Origin of the sequence: Paraburkholderia sp. J67 (assembly GCF_905220265.1) — a bacterium.
Lineage (GTDB): Bacteria > Pseudomonadota > Gammaproteobacteria > Burkholderiales > Burkholderiaceae > Paraburkholderia.
Genome location: NZ_CAJMZK010000025.1, coordinates 72,619 through 88,500, shown reverse-complemented (window position 1 = coordinate 88,500; position 15,882 = coordinate 72,619). Strand labels below are relative to the sequence as shown.

General features: G+C 65.1%; 12 protein-coding genes. 4 read left to right on the top strand and 8 right to left on the bottom strand.

From position 1 onward, the window contains the following. The first annotated feature begins 148 nt into the window (after nt 1-148). From U5782_RS31890 to U5782_RS31880, 3 genes are all read left to right on the top strand, one after another. The gene (locus U5782_RS31890) at nt 149-1,606 is read left to right on the top strand and encodes a nucleobase:cation symporter-2 family protein (RefSeq protein WP_322047861.1); all 1,458 of its coding nucleotides are present in this window, start codon (nt 149-151) and stop codon (nt 1,604-1,606) included. A 291-nt stretch (nt 1,607-1,897) separates the two neighbouring features. Continuing rightward, nucleotides 1,898-2,356, top strand: a complete 459-nt coding sequence (gene yiaA / locus U5782_RS31885; RefSeq protein WP_322047860.1) for an inner membrane protein YiaA — start codon at nt 1,898-1,900, stop codon at nt 2,354-2,356. A gap of 35 nt (nt 2,357-2,391) precedes the next feature. Next, entirely contained in the window at nt 2,392-3,213 is an 822-nt protein-coding gene (locus U5782_RS31880) for a prohibitin family protein (RefSeq protein ID WP_322047859.1), read from the top strand. Nucleotides 3,214-3,294: 81 nt separating this feature from the next. On the opposite strand, the gene U5782_RS31875 is transcribed toward U5782_RS31880, so the two are convergent. From U5782_RS31875 to U5782_RS31865, 3 genes are read right to left on the bottom strand one after another with little or no spacing between them, the layout of a single operon-like run. Further along, the gene (locus U5782_RS31875; protein WP_322047858.1) at nt 3,295-4,827 is read right to left on the bottom strand and encodes an efflux transporter outer membrane subunit; all 1,533 of its coding nucleotides are present in this window, start codon (nt 4,825-4,827) and stop codon (nt 3,295-3,297) included. Nucleotide 4,828: 1 nt separating this feature from the next. Beyond that, nucleotides 4,829-8,056, bottom strand: coding sequence for an efflux RND transporter permease subunit (locus tag U5782_RS31870; protein ID WP_322047857.1), 3,228 nt, complete (start codon nt 8,054-8,056; stop codon nt 4,829-4,831). A gap of 15 nt (nt 8,057-8,071) precedes the next feature. Next, on the bottom strand, nt 8,072-9,340 hold the full coding sequence (locus U5782_RS31865; RefSeq protein WP_322047856.1) for an efflux RND transporter periplasmic adaptor subunit: 1,269 nt from the start codon (nt 9,338-9,340) through the stop codon (nt 8,072-8,074). A gap of 434 nt (nt 9,341-9,774) precedes the next feature. Between U5782_RS31865 and U5782_RS31860 the strand changes: the two genes are divergently transcribed. Next, entirely contained in the window at nt 9,775-10,425 is a 651-nt protein-coding gene (locus U5782_RS31860; protein ID WP_322047855.1) for a TetR family transcriptional regulator, read from the top strand. A gap of 48 nt (nt 10,426-10,473) precedes the next feature. Here U5782_RS31860 and U5782_RS31855 read toward each other — a convergent pair whose 3' ends face one another. The 5 genes from U5782_RS31855 to U5782_RS31835 all read right to left on the bottom strand — a co-directional run bounded on the left by U5782_RS31855 (nt 10,474) and on the right by U5782_RS31835 (nt 15,877). Then, nucleotides 10,474-11,217: a CoxG family protein gene (locus U5782_RS31855; RefSeq protein ID WP_322047854.1), complete on the bottom strand. Its 744-nt coding sequence runs from the start codon at nt 11,215-11,217 to the stop codon at nt 10,474-10,476. A gap of 74 nt (nt 11,218-11,291) precedes the next feature. Further along, nucleotides 11,292-11,657, bottom strand: a complete 366-nt coding sequence (locus U5782_RS31850; protein ID WP_322047853.1) for a DUF427 domain-containing protein — start codon at nt 11,655-11,657, stop codon at nt 11,292-11,294. Between the two features lie 379 nt (nt 11,658-12,036). Continuing rightward, a complete protein-coding gene (locus U5782_RS31845; RefSeq protein ID WP_322047852.1) occupies nt 12,037-12,579 on the bottom strand; it encodes a carboxypeptidase regulatory-like domain-containing protein in 543 nt (180 codons plus the stop codon). 237 nt (nt 12,580-12,816) lie between these two features. After that, a complete protein-coding gene (locus tag U5782_RS31840; RefSeq protein WP_322047851.1) occupies nt 12,817-14,337 on the bottom strand; it encodes a DegQ family serine endoprotease in 1,521 nt (506 codons plus the stop codon). Nucleotides 14,338-14,575: 238 nt separating this feature from the next. Next, nucleotides 14,576-15,877 (bottom strand): ATP-binding protein, encoded by a 1,302-nt coding sequence (locus U5782_RS31835; RefSeq protein ID WP_322047850.1) that lies wholly within the window; start codon nt 15,875-15,877, stop codon nt 14,576-14,578. Nucleotides 15,878-15,882: the final 5 nt, after the last annotated feature.

Below are 15,882 nucleotides of genomic sequence, written 5' to 3'. Positions count from 1 at the left end.
CCCGATCGCGCCCCGATATGACGCGCCGCGCGACCCATCCGCATATCGCCCCCGGAAAGCACGGAATAGTCCCCAGTGGTCTTGTTGCTTATTTTCGTCCCGCATACCTTGGAGGCCATATTCCCAAACGAAGACGGAGAGAGACGACATGCATCCCCAGGGTATCGAAAGGGCGCAGATCCGACAGGGTCGCGACCAGGTTCACCCGTGCGACGAGCGCCTGCCGTTCGGCCAGCTCCTCACGCTCGGCATCCAGCACGTACTCGTGATGTACGCGGGTGCGGTCGCGGTGCCGCTCATCGTCGGCGGCGCCATCGGCCTGCCGAAAGACCAGGTCGCCTTCCTCATCAGCGCCGACCTGTTCGCCTGCGGCATCGCCACGCTGATCCAGACGCTCGGCCTGTGGATCTTCGGTATCCGCCTGCCCGTCATCATGGGCTGCACGTTCGCCTCCGTCGGCCCGATGATCGCCATCGGCACGAATCCGCAACTCGGCATTCTCGACATCTTCGGCTCGACCATCGCGGCGGGGGCGATCGGCATCGTCATCGCACCGATGATCGGCAAGTTACTGCGCTTTTTCCCGCCCGTCGTGGTGGGCACGGTGATCGCCGTGATCGGCCTTTCGCTGATGGAAGTGGGCATCAACTGGGCCGCGGGCGGCGTGGGCAATCCGCACTACGGCGACCCGGTTTATCTCGGCCTCTCACTGATGGTGCTGATGCTGATCCTGCTCATCAACAAGTTCGGCCGCGGCTTCGTCGCCAATATCTCGGTGCTGCTCGGCATCGTCGCGGGCTTCGCGATTGCGCTGGCGCTCGGCCGCGTGAGCCTCGACGGCGTCACGCATGCGCCGTGGGTCGGCTTCGTCCTGCCGTTCCACTTCGGCCTGCCGAAGTTCCACGTGCTGCCGATCGCCACCATGGTGATCGTGATGTTCGTGACCTTTATCGAATCGACCGGCATGTTCCTAGCCGTGGGCGATATGGTCGAACGTCCGGTGGACCAGCAGACGCTCGTGCGCGGCCTGCGTGTCGATGGTCTGGGCACCCTGATCGGCGGCATCTTCAACTCGTTCCCGCATACCTCGTTCTCGCAGAACGTCGGCCTGATCGGCGTGACCGGCGTGAAAAGCCGCTATGTCTGCGCGATGGGCGGCGTGATCCTCGTGCTGCTCGGCCTGTTCCCGAAGATGGCGCAGATGGTCGCCTCGGTGCCGCCCTTCGTGCTCGGCGGCGCGGGCCTCGTGATGTTCGGCATGGTGGCCGCCAACGGCATCAAGGTGCTCTCGAAGGTGGACTTCGTGAAGAACCAGCACAACCTGTTCATCGTCGCCGTGAGCGTGGGTTTCGGCCTCGTGCCGGTGGTCTCGCCGCACTTCTTCGCGCAACTGCCGCCCGCCCTTTCGCCGATCCTGCATAGCGGCATCCTGCTGGCCTCGGTGTCGGCGGTGATCCTCAACATCATCTTCAACGGCGTGAAGAGCGAGCGCGCCGCCGAGCGCGACATCCGCCGCGCCGGTCACGATCTCGAAGGCCGTCATGCGCACGATGCGCAGCACGAGCCGGAAGCCGGACAGGAAATGCCGCGCAGCGCGGCACACTGAGTCGACGCGAGAGGTGCTCCGGCCGCGCATCGGGCGCGAGCCGGGGCCTTTTGCTGGTTTGGCGTCACGGGAAACCGTGACGCCTTTTTTATTGGTCGGTGCTTTCCTGCCGGTGCTTGCGCGCGCAACCTCACGGTCGATCTACCAGTCATCGCGCATAAAGTTGCGCTAAATCCCCCCTACGTACGCTGTTTGCATACATCGGCGCGCTGCGCATTCGCGCGCTGCGCTATATTCGGCCTCACCATTGCTTACGGCTAGCTGGCTGCCACAAAAAACAGGGGGACTTCGATGATCGACCGCACCATTCAACAACCTTCGTTCGCCTTTATCGCCGCCTCGTGGGCCGCGCTGTTCGCGGGCTTCTGCGCCTATCTGATCGGGCTGTGGAATGCGGGCATGCAACTCAACGAAAAGGGCTACTACTTCACCGTGCTCGTGTTCGGCCTGTACGCGGCCATCTCGCTGCAAAAGAGCGTGCGCGACCGCGCCGAAGGCCTGCCCGTCACCGGCATCTACTACTTCCTGAGCTGGACCGCGCTCGTGCTGTCCATCGCGCTGCTCGCCGTAGGCCTCTTCAACGCCACGCTCGCCCCTAGCGAAAAGGGCTTCTATGCGATGTCCTTCGTGCTCGCGCTGTTCGGCGCGGTCACGGTGCAGAAGAACACGCGCGATGTGCAGGCCGCGCGCACGCAGAGCGGCGAGCCGGTCACGAGCTTCGTCGCACGAGACCCTGAGGGTTCGAATTGAACGAGCGTCGCGACACGAAACCCGGCCTGCCATCCATGTTCAAGCTCCCCTCGAACCCCAGGTCTCTTGCGATCGGCGGCGCGATTGCGGCGGTCCTGCTCCTGTTTTTCATGAGCGTGCATGTGGTGCCCGCCGGGCATCGCGGCGTCGTCAAGATTTTCGGCGACGTGCAGGACAAGCCGCTCGCCGAAGGCCTGCACATCCTCAATCCGCTTGCGCAGGTGGTCGACTTCAACGTGCGCTTCCAGAGCGCCACCGCGACCAAGGCCGAGGGCGGCACAGCCGACCTCCAGGAAGTGTATGAGGACATCACGCTCAACTACGAGTACGACCCGGAGCATGCGCCCTACGTCTACAACAACTTCGGCAACGATTCGGATATCGAAGCGAAATTCATCGTCCCGGCGCTCTATGAGTCGTTCAAGGCCGTGACCTCGCAGTACACGGCCGAGCAACTGGTGACGCGGCGCGCGCAGGTCTCGCAGGACATCGTCAAGGTACTGCAGGCCAAGCTCGCGAAGTACCGCATCATCGTGAGCGACATCAACGTGCAGAACTTCCACTTCGACGAGCAGTTCGCCGATGCCGTGCGGCAGAAGGTGGTCGCGGGCCAGAACCGGCTGACCGCCGAGCAGCAACTCGAAACGGCGAAGGTCACGGCGCAGCAGCGGATCGTAGAAGCCGAGGGTCAGGCGAAGTCCATCGCGATCCAGGCGCAGGCGATCCAGCAGCAAGGCGGTTCGGAATATGTGGCGCTGGAAGCCGTCAAGAAGTGGGACGGACACCTGCCGCAACAATGGTCGGGCGCGGCCATTCCATTCGTGAATTTTGCCTCGCCGCAGCAGGCTGCGCGCTAGCACGTCAGCAAAACGCACGCGCGTAAAAAAACGCCACGGTCACCCGTGGCGTTTTCGCTTTCAGACTAGCTGACGCGCCGATTAACCCGCCGACGCTGCCGGCGCCGAAGCCGCCGCCGGTGCGCTGGCCGCGCCGTAATCGACCGGTGCATCGGCCGGACGCGGCGTCTCGCCCGCGTGCTCGATCCAGCCGCCACCCAGCGCGCGATACAGATCGACGAGGTTGGTCAGCCGCGCGAGGCGCGCCGAAATGAGCGACTGCTGCGCCGTGTAGAGGCTCGTCTGCGCGGTCAGCACCGGCAGGTAGCTGTCCACGCCGTTCTTGTAGCGCAACTCCGACAGGTCGAGGCTGCGCTGGTTCGCGTAGGTGCTGCGCTCGAGCGCCCCGATCTGCTGATCGTAGGTGCCGCGCGCGGCGAGGCCATCGGCCACTTCGCGGAACGCCGACTGGATCGCCTTCTCGTAGTTGGCGATCTCGATACGCTTTTGCACGTTCGCGAGTTGCAGGTTCGCGATGTTCGAACCGCCCTCGAAGATCGGCAGCGTGACCTGCGGCACGAAACTCCATGCCGCCGTGCCCGCCTTGAAGAGCCCGCCGAGCGACAGGCTTTCGGTGCCGAACGCCGCCGTCAGCGAGATCTTCGGGAAGAACGCCGCACGCGCCGCGCCAATATTGGCGTTCGCCGCGAGCAGCGTTTCTTCGGCCTCCATGATGTCCGGACGCCGCGTGAGCAGGTCGGACGGCAGGCCCGCCGGAATATCGGCGACGAGGCTCTGGCCGTCGAGCGGCAGGCCTTGCGGCAGGTCCGCCGGCAGCGGCTCGCCGATCAGCAGCACGAGCGCGTTCTCGGCCTGCGCACGGGCGCGCAGTTGCGCCTGCAGGTTGGCCTGGGCGTTCTCGACCACGGTCTGCGCCTGGCGCAGATCGAGTTCGGTGCCGGTGCCCGTGTCGAACTGCGCCTTCGTGATGTTGTACGAGTCCTGCGCCGTCTTGAGCGTGTCCTGCGTGACCTTCACGAGGTCGTCGTCGGAGAGCATCGTCAGGTACTGGTCCGCGACCTGCGAGACGAGCGAGATTTCCGCCGCCTTGCGCGCCTGCGCCGTGGACAGGTACTGCGCCAACGCCTGGTCCTTCAGGCTGCGCACGCGCCCCCAGAAGTCGATTTCCCAGGACGCCTGCACGCCCACGTTGTAGACGCTGTACGGATTGTTCGCCGCCGTCTGCAAGGACTTGGGCACCCGCGTGCGGGTGTCCGTGCCCACGCCGTCGATGGTCGGGAACAGATCGGCGCGCGTGATCTGATACTGCGCGCGCGCCGCCTCGACGTTGAGCACCGAGACGCGCAGGTCGCGGTTGTTCTTCAGCGCGATCGCGACCAGTTGCTGCAGGCGCGCATCGACGAAGAAGTCGCGCCAGCCGATCTCGGTGGCGGCCGCGCCGTTGGCGCTGTGCGCGGCCTGACCATTCTCGCCCGTCGCGCCCGGCTGGGTCGCGTAGACGCCGCCTTGCGGGAAGGACTGCGAGACCGGCGCGTCGGGCCGGTGATACCACGGCGCCATCGTGCAGCCCGCGAGCAGCGCAGCGCCCGCTGCAATTACGGATAGTTTATGCATCTCAATGTCCTTCCTTGCCCGGGCCGTCGTTGCCACCCGTGCCACCCTCTCCGCCGTTGTCGGCGTCGTGGTCGTGCGCGTGGTGCTCTTCATAGTGCTGGAGCGCCGCATCCGGGTCTTCCTTCTCGCCGGCGAACTTCGCGCGGATCACCACGAAGAACATCGGGATCATGAAGATCGCGAGGAACGTCGCGGTCAGCATCCCGCCGATCACGCCAGTACCGATCGCGTGCTGCGAAGCCGAACCCGCGCCGTTACTGATGGCGAGCGGCAGCACGCCCAGAATGAACGCGAGCGAGGTCATCAGAATCGGCCGCAGACGCAGTCGGGCGGCTTCGAGCGCCGCTTCGATCGGGCCCATCGTGCCTTCCGCCTGGAGGTCGCGGGCGAATTCCACGATCAGAATCGCGTTCTTCGCCGACAGACCCACGGTGGTCAGCAGACCCACCTGGAAGAACACGTCGTTTTCCAGACCGCGCAGCGTCACCGCCAGCAGCGCGCCGAGCACGCCGAGCGGCACCACCATGATGACCGCGAACGGAATCGACCAGCTTTCGTACAGCGCCGCGAGACACAGGAACACGACGAGGATCGAGATGCCGTAGAGAATCGGCGCCTGCGAGCCCGACTGACGTTCCTGGAACGACAGGCCGGTCCACTCGTAGCCGATACCCGCGGGCAGCTTCGCCGCGATCTGCTCCATCGCCGTCATCGCCTGGCCGGTCGATTTGCCCGCGCTCGCCGCACCCTGGATTTCGACCGCCGAAATCCCGTTGTAACGCTCGAGCTTGGGCGAACCGTAGGTCCACTGGCCGCTTGCGAACGAGCTGAACGGCACCATCCCGCCCGCGCTGTTGCGCACGTACCAGATGTTCAGGTCGGTCGGCGTCATGCGGAACGGCGCGTCCGACATCACGTACACCTTCTTGATCCGGCCGTCGACGTCGAGGAAGTTGTTCACGTACGACGATGCCCAGCCGATCGAGAACGTGTTGTCGACCGACGCAGCCGTCACACCGAGCGCTTCAGCCTTCTCGCGGTCGATGTTGATCTTGTACTGCGGCGTATCGTTCAGGCCGTTCGGACGCACGAGGGCCAGCGACGGATCCTTCGCCGCCATGCCGAGCAGCATGTTGCGCGCTTCCATCAGCTTCTCGTGACCGAGGCCGCCGCGATCCTGGAGTTCGAAGTCGAAGCCCGAGGCCGTGCCGAGTTCAGGAATCGACGGCGGATTCACCGGAATCACCATCGCGTCCTTGTAGCCCGCGTAGTGACCGAACACGCGGCCCACCAGCGCCTGGACCTTCTGGTCCGCGTGCTGGCGTTCCTTGTAGTCCTTCAGGCGCACGAACACGAGACCCGAGTTCTGGCCGCGACCCGCGAAGCTGAAGCCGTTCACCGTGAACGTCGACTCGACGATCGACTTCTCGTCGTTGAGCAGATAGTTCTGGATGTTGGCCAGCGTGCGCGCCGTGGTTTCCTGGGTCGAGCCCGAAGGCGTCTGCACGATCACGAACATCGTGCCCTGGTCCTCATCGGGCAGGAACGACTTGGGCAGGCGCACGAACAGGAAGCCCACCGCGACGATCACGGCCAGATAGATGATGAGCCAGCGGCCCGAACGCTTGATGACGTGGTACACGCCGCTGTGATACTTGTCGCGGCTCTTGTCGAACGTGCGGTTGAACCAGCCGAAGAAGCCCTTCTTCTCTTCGTGATGGCCCTTCGGGATCGGCTTGAGGATGGTCGCGCACAGCGCCGGCGTCAGAATCAGCGCGACGAGCACGGACAGCACCATCGCCGCCACGATCGTCAGCGAGAACTGACGATAGATGGCGCCCACGGACCCGCCCGAGAACGCCACCGGCACGAACACCGCGGAGAGCACCAGCGCCACGCCCACGAGTGCGCCGGTGATCTGGCCCATCGCCTTGCGGGTCGCTTCCTTAGGCCCCAAGCCCTCCTCCACCATCACCCGCTCGACGTTCTCCACCACCACGATCGCATCGTCCACCAGCAGACCGATTGCGAGCACGAGGCCGAACATCGACAGCGTGTTGATCGAGAAGCCCACCGCCGCCATGATCGCGAACGTACCCAGCAGCACCACCGGCACCGCGATCGTCGGAATCAACGTCGCGCGCAGGTTCTGCAGGAACAGGTACATCACGAGGAACACCAGCACGATGCCTTCGAGCAGCGTCTTGATCACTTCCTCGATCGACAGGCGCACGAACGGCGTCGTGTCGTACGGGTACTTCACGACGAGACCGTGCGGGAAGTACTTCGAGAGGTCGTCGATCTTCTGGCGCACGAGCTTCGCGGTTTGCAGCGCGTTGGCGCCCGTCGCGAGCTGAATGCCGAGACCGGCGGTCGGCGCACCGTTGTACTTCGTGTCGAAGTTGTAGTTTTCGCCGCCCAGACCGATACGCGCCACGTCCTTCAGACGCACCTGTGAGCCGTCCTGATTCACCTTCAGCAGGATGTTGCCGAACTCTTCAGGCGTGTGCAGCAGCGTCGATTCGGTGATGGTCGCCTGGAACGACTGCCCCGCCACCGACGGCGTGCCGCCAAGCTGGCCGCCCGCGATCTGCACGTTCTGCGCGGTGATCGCGGCCGTCACGTCGCTTGGCGTGAGGCTGTAGTTGGTGAGCTTGTTCGGATCGAGCCAGACGCGCATCGCGTACTGCGAGCCGAACAGCGTGACCGTACCCACGCCGTCGATACGGCTGATCGGATCTTCGACGTTCGACGCGACGTAGTTCGCGAGGTCGTACTTCGTCATGCTGCCGTCTTCGGACACGAACGCCAGCACCAGCAGGAAGCTGCTGCTCGATTTCGTGACCTTGATGCCGAGCTGCTGCACCACCTGCGGCAGAATCGGCGTGGCGAGCTGCAGCTTGTTCTGCACCTGCACCTGCGCGATGTCCGGGTTGGTGCCCGCGGCGAAGGTCAGCGTAATCGTGGCCGTGCCCGAGTCATCGGACGTGGACGACAGATACAACAGATGGTCCAGACCGCTCATCTGCTGCTCGATCACCTGGGTGACCGTATCTTCCACCGTCTTCGCCGACGCGCCCGGGTAGGTCGCGCTGATCTGGATCGACGGCGGCGCGATGGTCGGATACTGCGCGACCGGCAGCGTGAACACCGACGCCACACCCGCCAGCATCAGAATGATGGCGATCACCCACGCAAAAATCGGGCGATCAATAAAGAACTTTGCCATGAAGCAGGCTCCCTGTTATTGCGCGGCGGAAGCAGCGGGTGCAGAAGCGGCAGCCGCGCCGGATGCGCCGGATGCGCCCGATGCAGCGCCCGCGTTGCCCGAAGCCGTCGCCTCGTCCGCCGACGGCGCGCCCGGTGCGGGCGGCGGCGGCAGATGGGCGTCGACGGCCTTGACCGAGGCGCCCGGCTTGACCTTCTCGGTGCCTTGCACGATCACGCGATCACCCGCGTTCAGGCCGCTTTCGACGATCCAGTCCTGACCCTGCGAGCCCGTCGTGACGATCGGGTGCAGTTCGACCTTGTTCTGCGGGTTGACGACGAGCACCGTCGCCTGACCCTTCTGGTCGTGCTGGACGCCCACTTGCGGCACGAGGAACGCGTGTTCGTTGGTGCCTTCGTCGATGCGCGCGCGCACGAACATGCCCGGCAGCAATACGCGGTCCGGGTTCGGGAACAGCGCGCGGATCGTGACCGACCCGGTGGTCTGGTCGACCGTGACGTCGGTGAACTGGAGCTTGCCCTGCTGCGAGTAGGTGCGGCCGTCTTCCAGCACGAGCGAGACCTTGGCCGCGTCCGGGCCGTTGGTCTTCAGGCGCCCTTCTTCGATCTCGCGGCGCAGCTTCAGGCCGTCGAGACTCGATTGCGTGAGGTCCACGTACATCGGGTCCATCTGCTGCACGGTCGACAGCAGCGTCGCCGCGCTCGCCTGCACATAGGCGCCCGGCGTGACCTGCGAGATGCCAACCTTGCCGGTGATCGGCGAGAGCACGTCGGTGTAGCCCAGGTTGATCTGGGCGGTGTCGACGGCGGCCTTGCCAGCGTCAACGTCGGCTTGCGCCTGGCCTTGTGCGGACACCGCGTTGTCGTAGTCCTGCTTGCTCACCGCGTTGGCGGAAACGAGCACCTTGTAGCGCGCGACGAGTGCGTTCTGCGTGACGAGATTCGCCTTCGCCTTCGCGAGCGTGGCCTTGGCGTTATCGAGCGTGGCGATGTACGGCGCCGGGTCGATCTTGTACAGACGCTGCCCCGCCTTCACGACCGAACCTTCGGTGAATTCGCGGCGCAGCACGATGCCATCGACCCGTGCGCGCACTTGCGCTACGAGGAAAGCATTGGTGCGGCCAGGCAGTTCGGTGACGACCGGCACGGGGCTCGGCTGGACGGTGACGATACCGACTTCGGGAGTTTGCGGCGGCGGCGCCGACTGCTTTTGCCCGCAGGCTGCGAGCACTACGGCAGCCGTCGCGAAGCTGATTAGGCGGAATGGAACCCGTTCGACGCGCATGGAGCGACCTCTGTCTATAACTGACAATTAAAAGCGTGCGGCGTCCTCTGGTTGAGAAAGAGGGCGACGACACACGCCAGCATCTGGCAATACCTGACGGATAACCCGGTACTTCAGGAAAGGCGCGATACCGGTCAGCAACATCCATCCGGGCGATTTTCTGGCGCGCCACACAAGGGCGTCGCGCATTGGGGTTTCTACGACCGCTTGGCCAGTGACGGATATTAACCGGACATCACTACTTGAGGTATCCAGGTGGTGGGGTGGTATTATAGATACATTCGCGAATGAATGTTTAAGAACGCTTCAACCCCATCTGGAAGCGCTCGGGAAGATTCCGCGCATGACATCGATATTACAAATCAAGACTTTGCGCGACTGGCCCTTTAGGGCCTGGTCATCGTATTCATCACCCGCAAGGCGCTCAATAAATCATGGCCCGACGTACGAAAGAGGAAGCGCTGGAGACGCGCAACCGGATCCTCGACGCCGCCGAACACGTCTTCTTCGAGAAGGGCGTCTCGCGCAGCTCGCTCGCCGATATCGCCCAGGCGGCAGGCGTGACGCGCGGCGCTATCTACTGGCATTTCGAGAACAAGGGCGACCTCTTCACGGCCATGTTCGACCGCGTGATCCTGCCGCTCGACGAGCTCAAGGCCGCCTCGGTCGATCCCAGCGAAGCCGACCCGCTCGGGCGTATCCGGGACCTCTGTGTACTCTGTCTGCGCGACACGGCCACGGACGCGCGACGCCGGCGCGTGTTCGAAATCCTGTTCCTGAAGTGCGAATTCGTGGAGGAGATGGGGCCCGTGATGGCGCGCCATCAGGACAACATCCGCGAAGGGCTGGTGCGGATCGAAGAAGGTCTGCGCAACGCGATGTCGAAAGGCCAGTTGCCCGCCGATCTCGACGCTGCGCGCGCCGCCCGCGTGCTGCACTCGTTCGTCACCGGCGCGCTGCACGATATGGCGATCCTGCCGGATATGTTCGACGTGGCGAAGAATGCGCAGCGTCACGTCGAGGCGATGCTCGACGCGCTGCGCCATAGCCCGGCGCTGCGCGTGGGACCGGACGAGGATCGTTGATCGCCGGTTGCAGATCGCTCTGGCCGGCAAAAACACCCCGACGCCGCTTCAGCTAGCCGTGTAGTGCCGCGCCACGTAGAACAGGATCGCGACGAAGAAGATCATGGCGGCCCAGGCCCAGCCAGGCATCGCATGCGGGGTGGGTTCGTGTTGCAGCATGCTCGCGGCGCGCCCCGAGAGCGTGCCGCCCGCGTGCTGCGGCAGCAGATGCGCGCGCCGCGCCACGGCCGCCAGATTGATCGGCCGCAGGAACACGTGCTGACGCCGCGCCTCCTTCCCGCGCGCGCGATTGGGCGCACGGCCATGCTTGGCCGCAAGCACGGCGCAGAACTCCGTGAAGAATTCATCCGCCAGTTCGTGCAGCGCGTTTTCGATCTGGCGCGGCGGCAACTCGCCGAGCGGCCCTGTGAGCGTCGCCCAGACGGAATAGTCGATCCGAGTGCTCATGCCGCGCTCTGGCGTGGGCGGCGTCGCCGCCCGCTCCTCTTCCCGCAATGCCACATCGATCTGGCCGCGTAGCGAGCCGATGCCGTCGGCGCGCGCGCGAAAGCTCAGCACGCGGCGTGGCGTGAGCGGCACTTCGGCGACGTCGTTGGCGATGTGAGCGCGCACTTCGTAACGTGCGCGCAGCGGCCCGAGCGGCACGGTGAGCGTGATCGCGTACTCGCCGGGGCCCAGCTTGCGGAACGACTCGCAATGCTCCAGGCTCGCGCGCACGAGCGCAGCGTCCTGCAACGCCTGCCAGACGGCGGACGGCTCGAGCGGAATCCTCAACGCGTCGTTCAGTTCCATGGCGGCTCCCCGGGAGCGGTTCGAGAAGGTCGGTTTATTGTCGAAGGAAATGTCTGGCTTGCGTTGCGCACGGCTCAGGAGGTCTGGTCGATGCGATCCACGCGGGCGGCGTCGAACGCCAGATAGCCGCTGATGCCGCGCACCGCCTCGTGGGGCGTCTCGTAGCTCCACGCGGCGTCCTCGATGTGGCCGCTCTCGGTGCGCAGGTGAAAGTACGCGGCCTCGCCCTTGTGCGGGCATGGCGTGGTGCGGGCGGAACGTTCGAGCCGCGCCATGTTCACGTCGGCGCGCGGGAAATAGAAGACTTCGGGGTAGCCGGTTTCGCACAGCGTGAGCGCAGCGTGCGTGTCGGCGATCGTGATGCCGCCGTGGATCACGCGCACGCGATGACGATTCACGATGATGTCGATACGATGGCCGGCATCTGGTTCGACCGCCATGGCCTGCTCCCTGATCGAGGTGCGCCGCCGTGGGCTGGCGCATCGCCGCGTGCTTGCCGGCATGCCGGCGTGTTGCCGGTCCTGGCTGATTCTTGCTGCTCCCTGACGGGCGCGTGGCCGGGCATTCTCGTGTGAGCGCATGTCACCGCGGTGAAGGCGGCGCAGGCAGCGAATGACGAAGGCACGAAAAAAGCCACGGCAGACCCGTGGCTTCATTATCGACCAAACTGCGCCAGCTTGCGCAACTTCGATGCAGGTGCGCAAGCCGCCTGGAAACGGCCAACTCCGGCCAAGCGGTGAGACGGGGCGGCAGCACGCGGCGCGCCGCCCTGTCCGCCATCAGCGAGAAGCGGGAATCACCCTGCTACTCACCCCGCCATCACCAGACGAACGACGCACGTGCGCTGCCGTTCGAGCCCACCGTTACCGCACTGGTCTTGTCGACGCCTGCGTGGCTCACGTGCACCGTGTAGCGGCCCGGGCGCACGCGCACGAGCATGTAAGGTCCGCGCGAGGTGGCGTCGAGCACATTGGCGCCGTGAGCGTCGGTGATCTGCACGCGCACGTCGGCGAGGAATTCGGACTTGGGGCCGGTGAAACGCAGCGCCAGCGGCCACGAATGTTGCGCCGCCTGCAACGCCTTCGACTCGTCCTGACCGACGCCGCCCGACACGTACGAGACATCGCCCTGCTTCTGGACCTGCGGCATGCCCTCGCCGTTGGCGTTGCCGGCGCTGGTGTCGTCCGTGCTCGAGCCGCCGACCGTGGCGTTGCCCTGGGTGCCCCGCATATCGTCGGTGCCGGCGTTGCCGCCGGGCGGCATGTTCTGCTGCGCCGCGGCACTGCCCGCAAAGCCGATTGCCAGGGCGGCCGCCAGCGCGGCAGCCGGGAGAACGGGACGCGTGTTTCGGAACATTTTCATCTTGACTGCTCCTTACAGGTTGCTCTGGTGACGTCAAAGCGCAAGCCGTATGCCCGGCGCGTTCTCCTCAGGTATAGGCAATCCGCTCACGTTGCGCCGTTGCGTCGCCCAAAACCAGGCGCACAAAAGAAAACTGCCGCTAGGGCACGAAGCCCCGGCGGCAGTGAAAAAGCGGCCCGACAATCCCGGTAAGTACAACGCAGCAGGCCGCCAGAGCGAACTGTTCCGTCAGCGCGCCTAGCCGAGATCGACCGGCACGAAGATCTGCGCGTCGTCGCGCTGGATCAGGAGTGCGATGCTATTGCCGGCCTGCGCGATCATCTGCTTGAGCTGGTCGGCGCTGGTGACGGGACGACCGTTCACCGCGAGAATCACGTCGCCCGACTGGATGCCAGCGCTTTGCGCCGCCCCGCCCGACTGTTCCACGAGCAGGCCATGATCGAGCGAGCTGTTGCTCTTCTCTTCCGGCGTGAGCGGGCGCACGGCCACACCCAGGCGCCCCTGCATCTCCGACTTCTGCGGGTCGTTCGAGGCGACCTTGCTGTCCGAGAGCGAGCCGATGGTCGCGTTGAGATCCTTGGTGCCCTTGTCGCGCCAGATCTGGATGTCGGCCTTGGTGCCCGGCTTCATGCCTGCGATCAGCGCGGGCAGATCGGACGAGTCGCCGATCTGCTCGCCGTTCACGGCCACGATCACGTCGCCCGGCTTCAGACCCGCCTTGGCGGCCGGCCCGTTGGCGTCCACCGAACTCACGAGCGCGCCATGCGGCTTGTCCATGCCGAACGAATTCGCCAGCGTCTGGTTCATCGACTGCACCGCGACGCCCAGGCGCCCACGGCTCACATGGCCGGTCTTGACGAGATCGTCCTTGACCTTGATCGCCTCGGTGATCGGGATCGCGAACGACAGGCCCTGGAAGCCGCCCGTCTGCGAGTAGATCATCGAGTTGATGCCGATCACTTCGCCCTGCAGGTTGAAGAGCGGGCCGCCCGAATTGCCGGGGTTCACCGGCACGTCGGTCTGGATGAACGGCGTGTAGTTCTCGTCGGGCAGCGAACGCGACTTCGCGCTGATGATGCCCGAGGTCACGGTGTTGTCGAAGCCATACGGCGAGCCGATCGCCACCACCCACTGGCCGACCTTGCTCTGGCGCGGATCGCCGATCTTCACGGTCGGCAGATCCTTCGCGTCGATCTTGAGTACGGCAACGTCGGACTGCTTGTCCGCGCCGACGACCTTGGCCTTGAATTCGCGCTTGTCGGTGAGCTTGACCGTCACGACGTTCGCGCCGTCCACGACGTGCGCGTTGGTGAGGATGTAGCCGTCAGCGCTGATGATGAAGCCGGAGCCGAGGCTCGCGCTCGGCGCGTCGGGCTGCATGCCGCCGCCGCTGCCATCGTCGCCGCCCGCACCGGGCATGCCGCCGTAGAAGTGCTTGAAGAACTGATAGAACGGGTCGCTCGGATCGATCGGCAATTGCTGCGGGCCGCCGTTACCGCCATTGCCGCCGCGCATGGCGGTCTGCTTCACCACGTGCTTCGCACTGATGTTGACGACCGCCGGGCCATAGGTTTCCACGAGGCCCGAGAAGTCGGGAATGCCGGTCTTGGCCGCGGCTTCGGCGGGCATCATCGCGGCCTGGGCCGGCGTGATGACCTGCGGCGGCGGCACATCGCGGCGCCCGGCCACATAGCCCGCCGACAACGCGACGGCAACAGCGATGGCCACGGCACTGCGGGTAAGGACTTTGGTATTCATAGTGGATGGACTCCTTGCGCGGGATACTGTCACGACGTAACGAAGGTTAAGCCGTGTCACTTAAAGGAGTCTTAATTCAGGAACGAATCCGCGAAAGCCCGCGTGGCGGGCGTTTGCGCGATAGAGGGATCGATGCGCGCGCATCGATCTCAAGCATTTAAACTGAAAGCAATCCGGAAGGTCGGGAGTCGCATTTAAAACGAACCGGACCCGGAATACGACCCGGTTCCCAGCATTCTCAAAACCGCACTTCGACCTGCAAGCCCCCGGAAGGCGAATCGTCGAGCGAGATCGCCGCGTTGTGTTGATCGGCAATGCGCCGCACGATCGCAAGGCCAAGACCCGTGCCCGCCACATCCGTGCGCGCGCGATTTGCACCCGAGCCCACGCGGTAAAAGCGGTCGAACACGCGGGCGCGTTCCTCCACCGGAATTCCCGGCCCGCTATCCGCGATACGCACGAGCGGATGCCCTTCCTGCACGATCAGGCTCACATCCACGCGGCCGCCCGCGGGCGTGTACTTGGTCGCGTTATCGAGCAGATTGTTGAACATCACGCGCAAGGCGTCGGCGTCGCCGTGGACCTGCGCAGCCACGCTTTCCTCGATGCCCAGATCCACGCCGCGTTGCTGCGCGAGCGGCGCGTACTTGCGCACGCAATCATCGAGCAGCGCATGCAGATCGACGCCCAACGCGCGCGCATGGCCGTCGGGTTCCGAGCGCGCGAGCGCGAGCAACTGTTCGGCGAGCCGCGTCGCGCGCGTCACGCCCGCCTGCAGATCGCCGATCGCTTCGCGGCGCGTCTCGTCATCCCTTGCGCGCGCAACGAGTTGCGCCTGGATCTGCACGGCCGCGAGCGGCGTGCGCAATTCATGCGCGGCATCGGCGACAAAGGCCTTTTGTGTATCGAGCGCCTGGGCGAGCCGTTCTAGCAGCGCATTCAGTGCATGCACGAGCGGCATCACTTCGCGCGGCAAACGCTCTTCGGGCAGCGGGTCGAGCGCTTCGGGGTGACGCGTGTCGAGCGCGCGCGCCACGCGCGAAAGCGGCTTGAGGCCGCGCCCGACCACCATCCACACGGCGAGGCCGAGAAACGGTAGCAGCACGATCAGCGGCCAGAGCGTGCGCAGCGCGACGTTGGCGGCCAGACGGTTGCGCACCGACACCGGCTGCGCGAGCTGCACGACGTTGTCGCCGACGATCGCACCATAGACACGCCAGTCGCCGCGATCGGTCTTTTCGGTCGAGAAGCCCAGTTCGGCGCGCGGCGCGAGAGGCGCACGCGGATGCGAGTAGTACATCAGCACGCCATTGCGATTCCAGATCTGCAGCACGATGCCCTCGTCGCCGGTATCGCGCGAACTGAGGATCTCGTTGAACGGCTCCGAGGGCAGCGCCTCGGCAATCTCCTGCAACTGGTAATCGAACAGCTCGTTGGCTTCCGCGAGCGCCTGGCGGTAAATCAGCCAGCCCGCGAGGCTCACGCCCGCGACCACGATCGCGAGCAGCCAGAACAGCAGTTGTCGTCGAATCGAACTCATCAGGT

Excerpts from the sequence above, each read along its gene's own strand:
- U5782_RS31845 (WP_322047852.1), bottom strand. The coding sequence starts at position 12,579 with ATGAAAATGTTCCGAAACACGCGTCCCGTTCTCCCGGCTGCCGCGCTG.
- U5782_RS31850 (WP_322047853.1), bottom strand. The coding sequence starts at position 11,657 with ATGGCGGTCGAACCAGATGCCGGCCATCGTATCGACATCATCGTGAAT.
- U5782_RS31870 (WP_322047857.1), bottom strand. The coding sequence starts at position 8,056 with ATGGCAAAGTTCTTTATTGATCGCCCGATTTTTGCGTGGGTGATCGCC.
- U5782_RS31875 (WP_322047858.1), bottom strand. The coding sequence starts at position 4,827 with ATGCATAAACTATCCGTAATTGCAGCGGGCGCTGCGCTGCTCGCGGGC.
- U5782_RS31880 (WP_322047859.1), top strand. The coding sequence starts at position 2,392 with ATGTTCAAGCTCCCCTCGAACCCCAGGTCTCTTGCGATCGGCGGCGCG.
- U5782_RS31865 (WP_322047856.1), bottom strand. The coding sequence starts at position 9,340 with ATGCGCGTCGAACGGGTTCCATTCCGCCTAATCAGCTTCGCGACGGCT.
- U5782_RS31860 (WP_322047855.1), top strand. The coding sequence starts at position 9,775 with ATGGCCCGACGTACGAAAGAGGAAGCGCTGGAGACGCGCAACCGGATC.
- U5782_RS31855 (WP_322047854.1), bottom strand. The coding sequence starts at position 11,217 with ATGGAACTGAACGACGCGTTGAGGATTCCGCTCGAGCCGTCCGCCGTC.
- U5782_RS31890 (WP_322047861.1), top strand. The coding sequence starts at position 149 with ATGCATCCCCAGGGTATCGAAAGGGCGCAGATCCGACAGGGTCGCGAC.
- U5782_RS31835 (WP_322047850.1), bottom strand. The coding sequence starts at position 15,877 with ATGAGTTCGATTCGACGACAACTGCTGTTCTGGCTGCTCGCGATCGTG.
- U5782_RS31840 (WP_322047851.1), bottom strand. The coding sequence starts at position 14,337 with ATGAATACCAAAGTCCTTACCCGCAGTGCCGTGGCCATCGCTGTTGCC.
- yiaA (WP_322047860.1), top strand. The coding sequence starts at position 1,898 with ATGATCGACCGCACCATTCAACAACCTTCGTTCGCCTTTATCGCCGCC.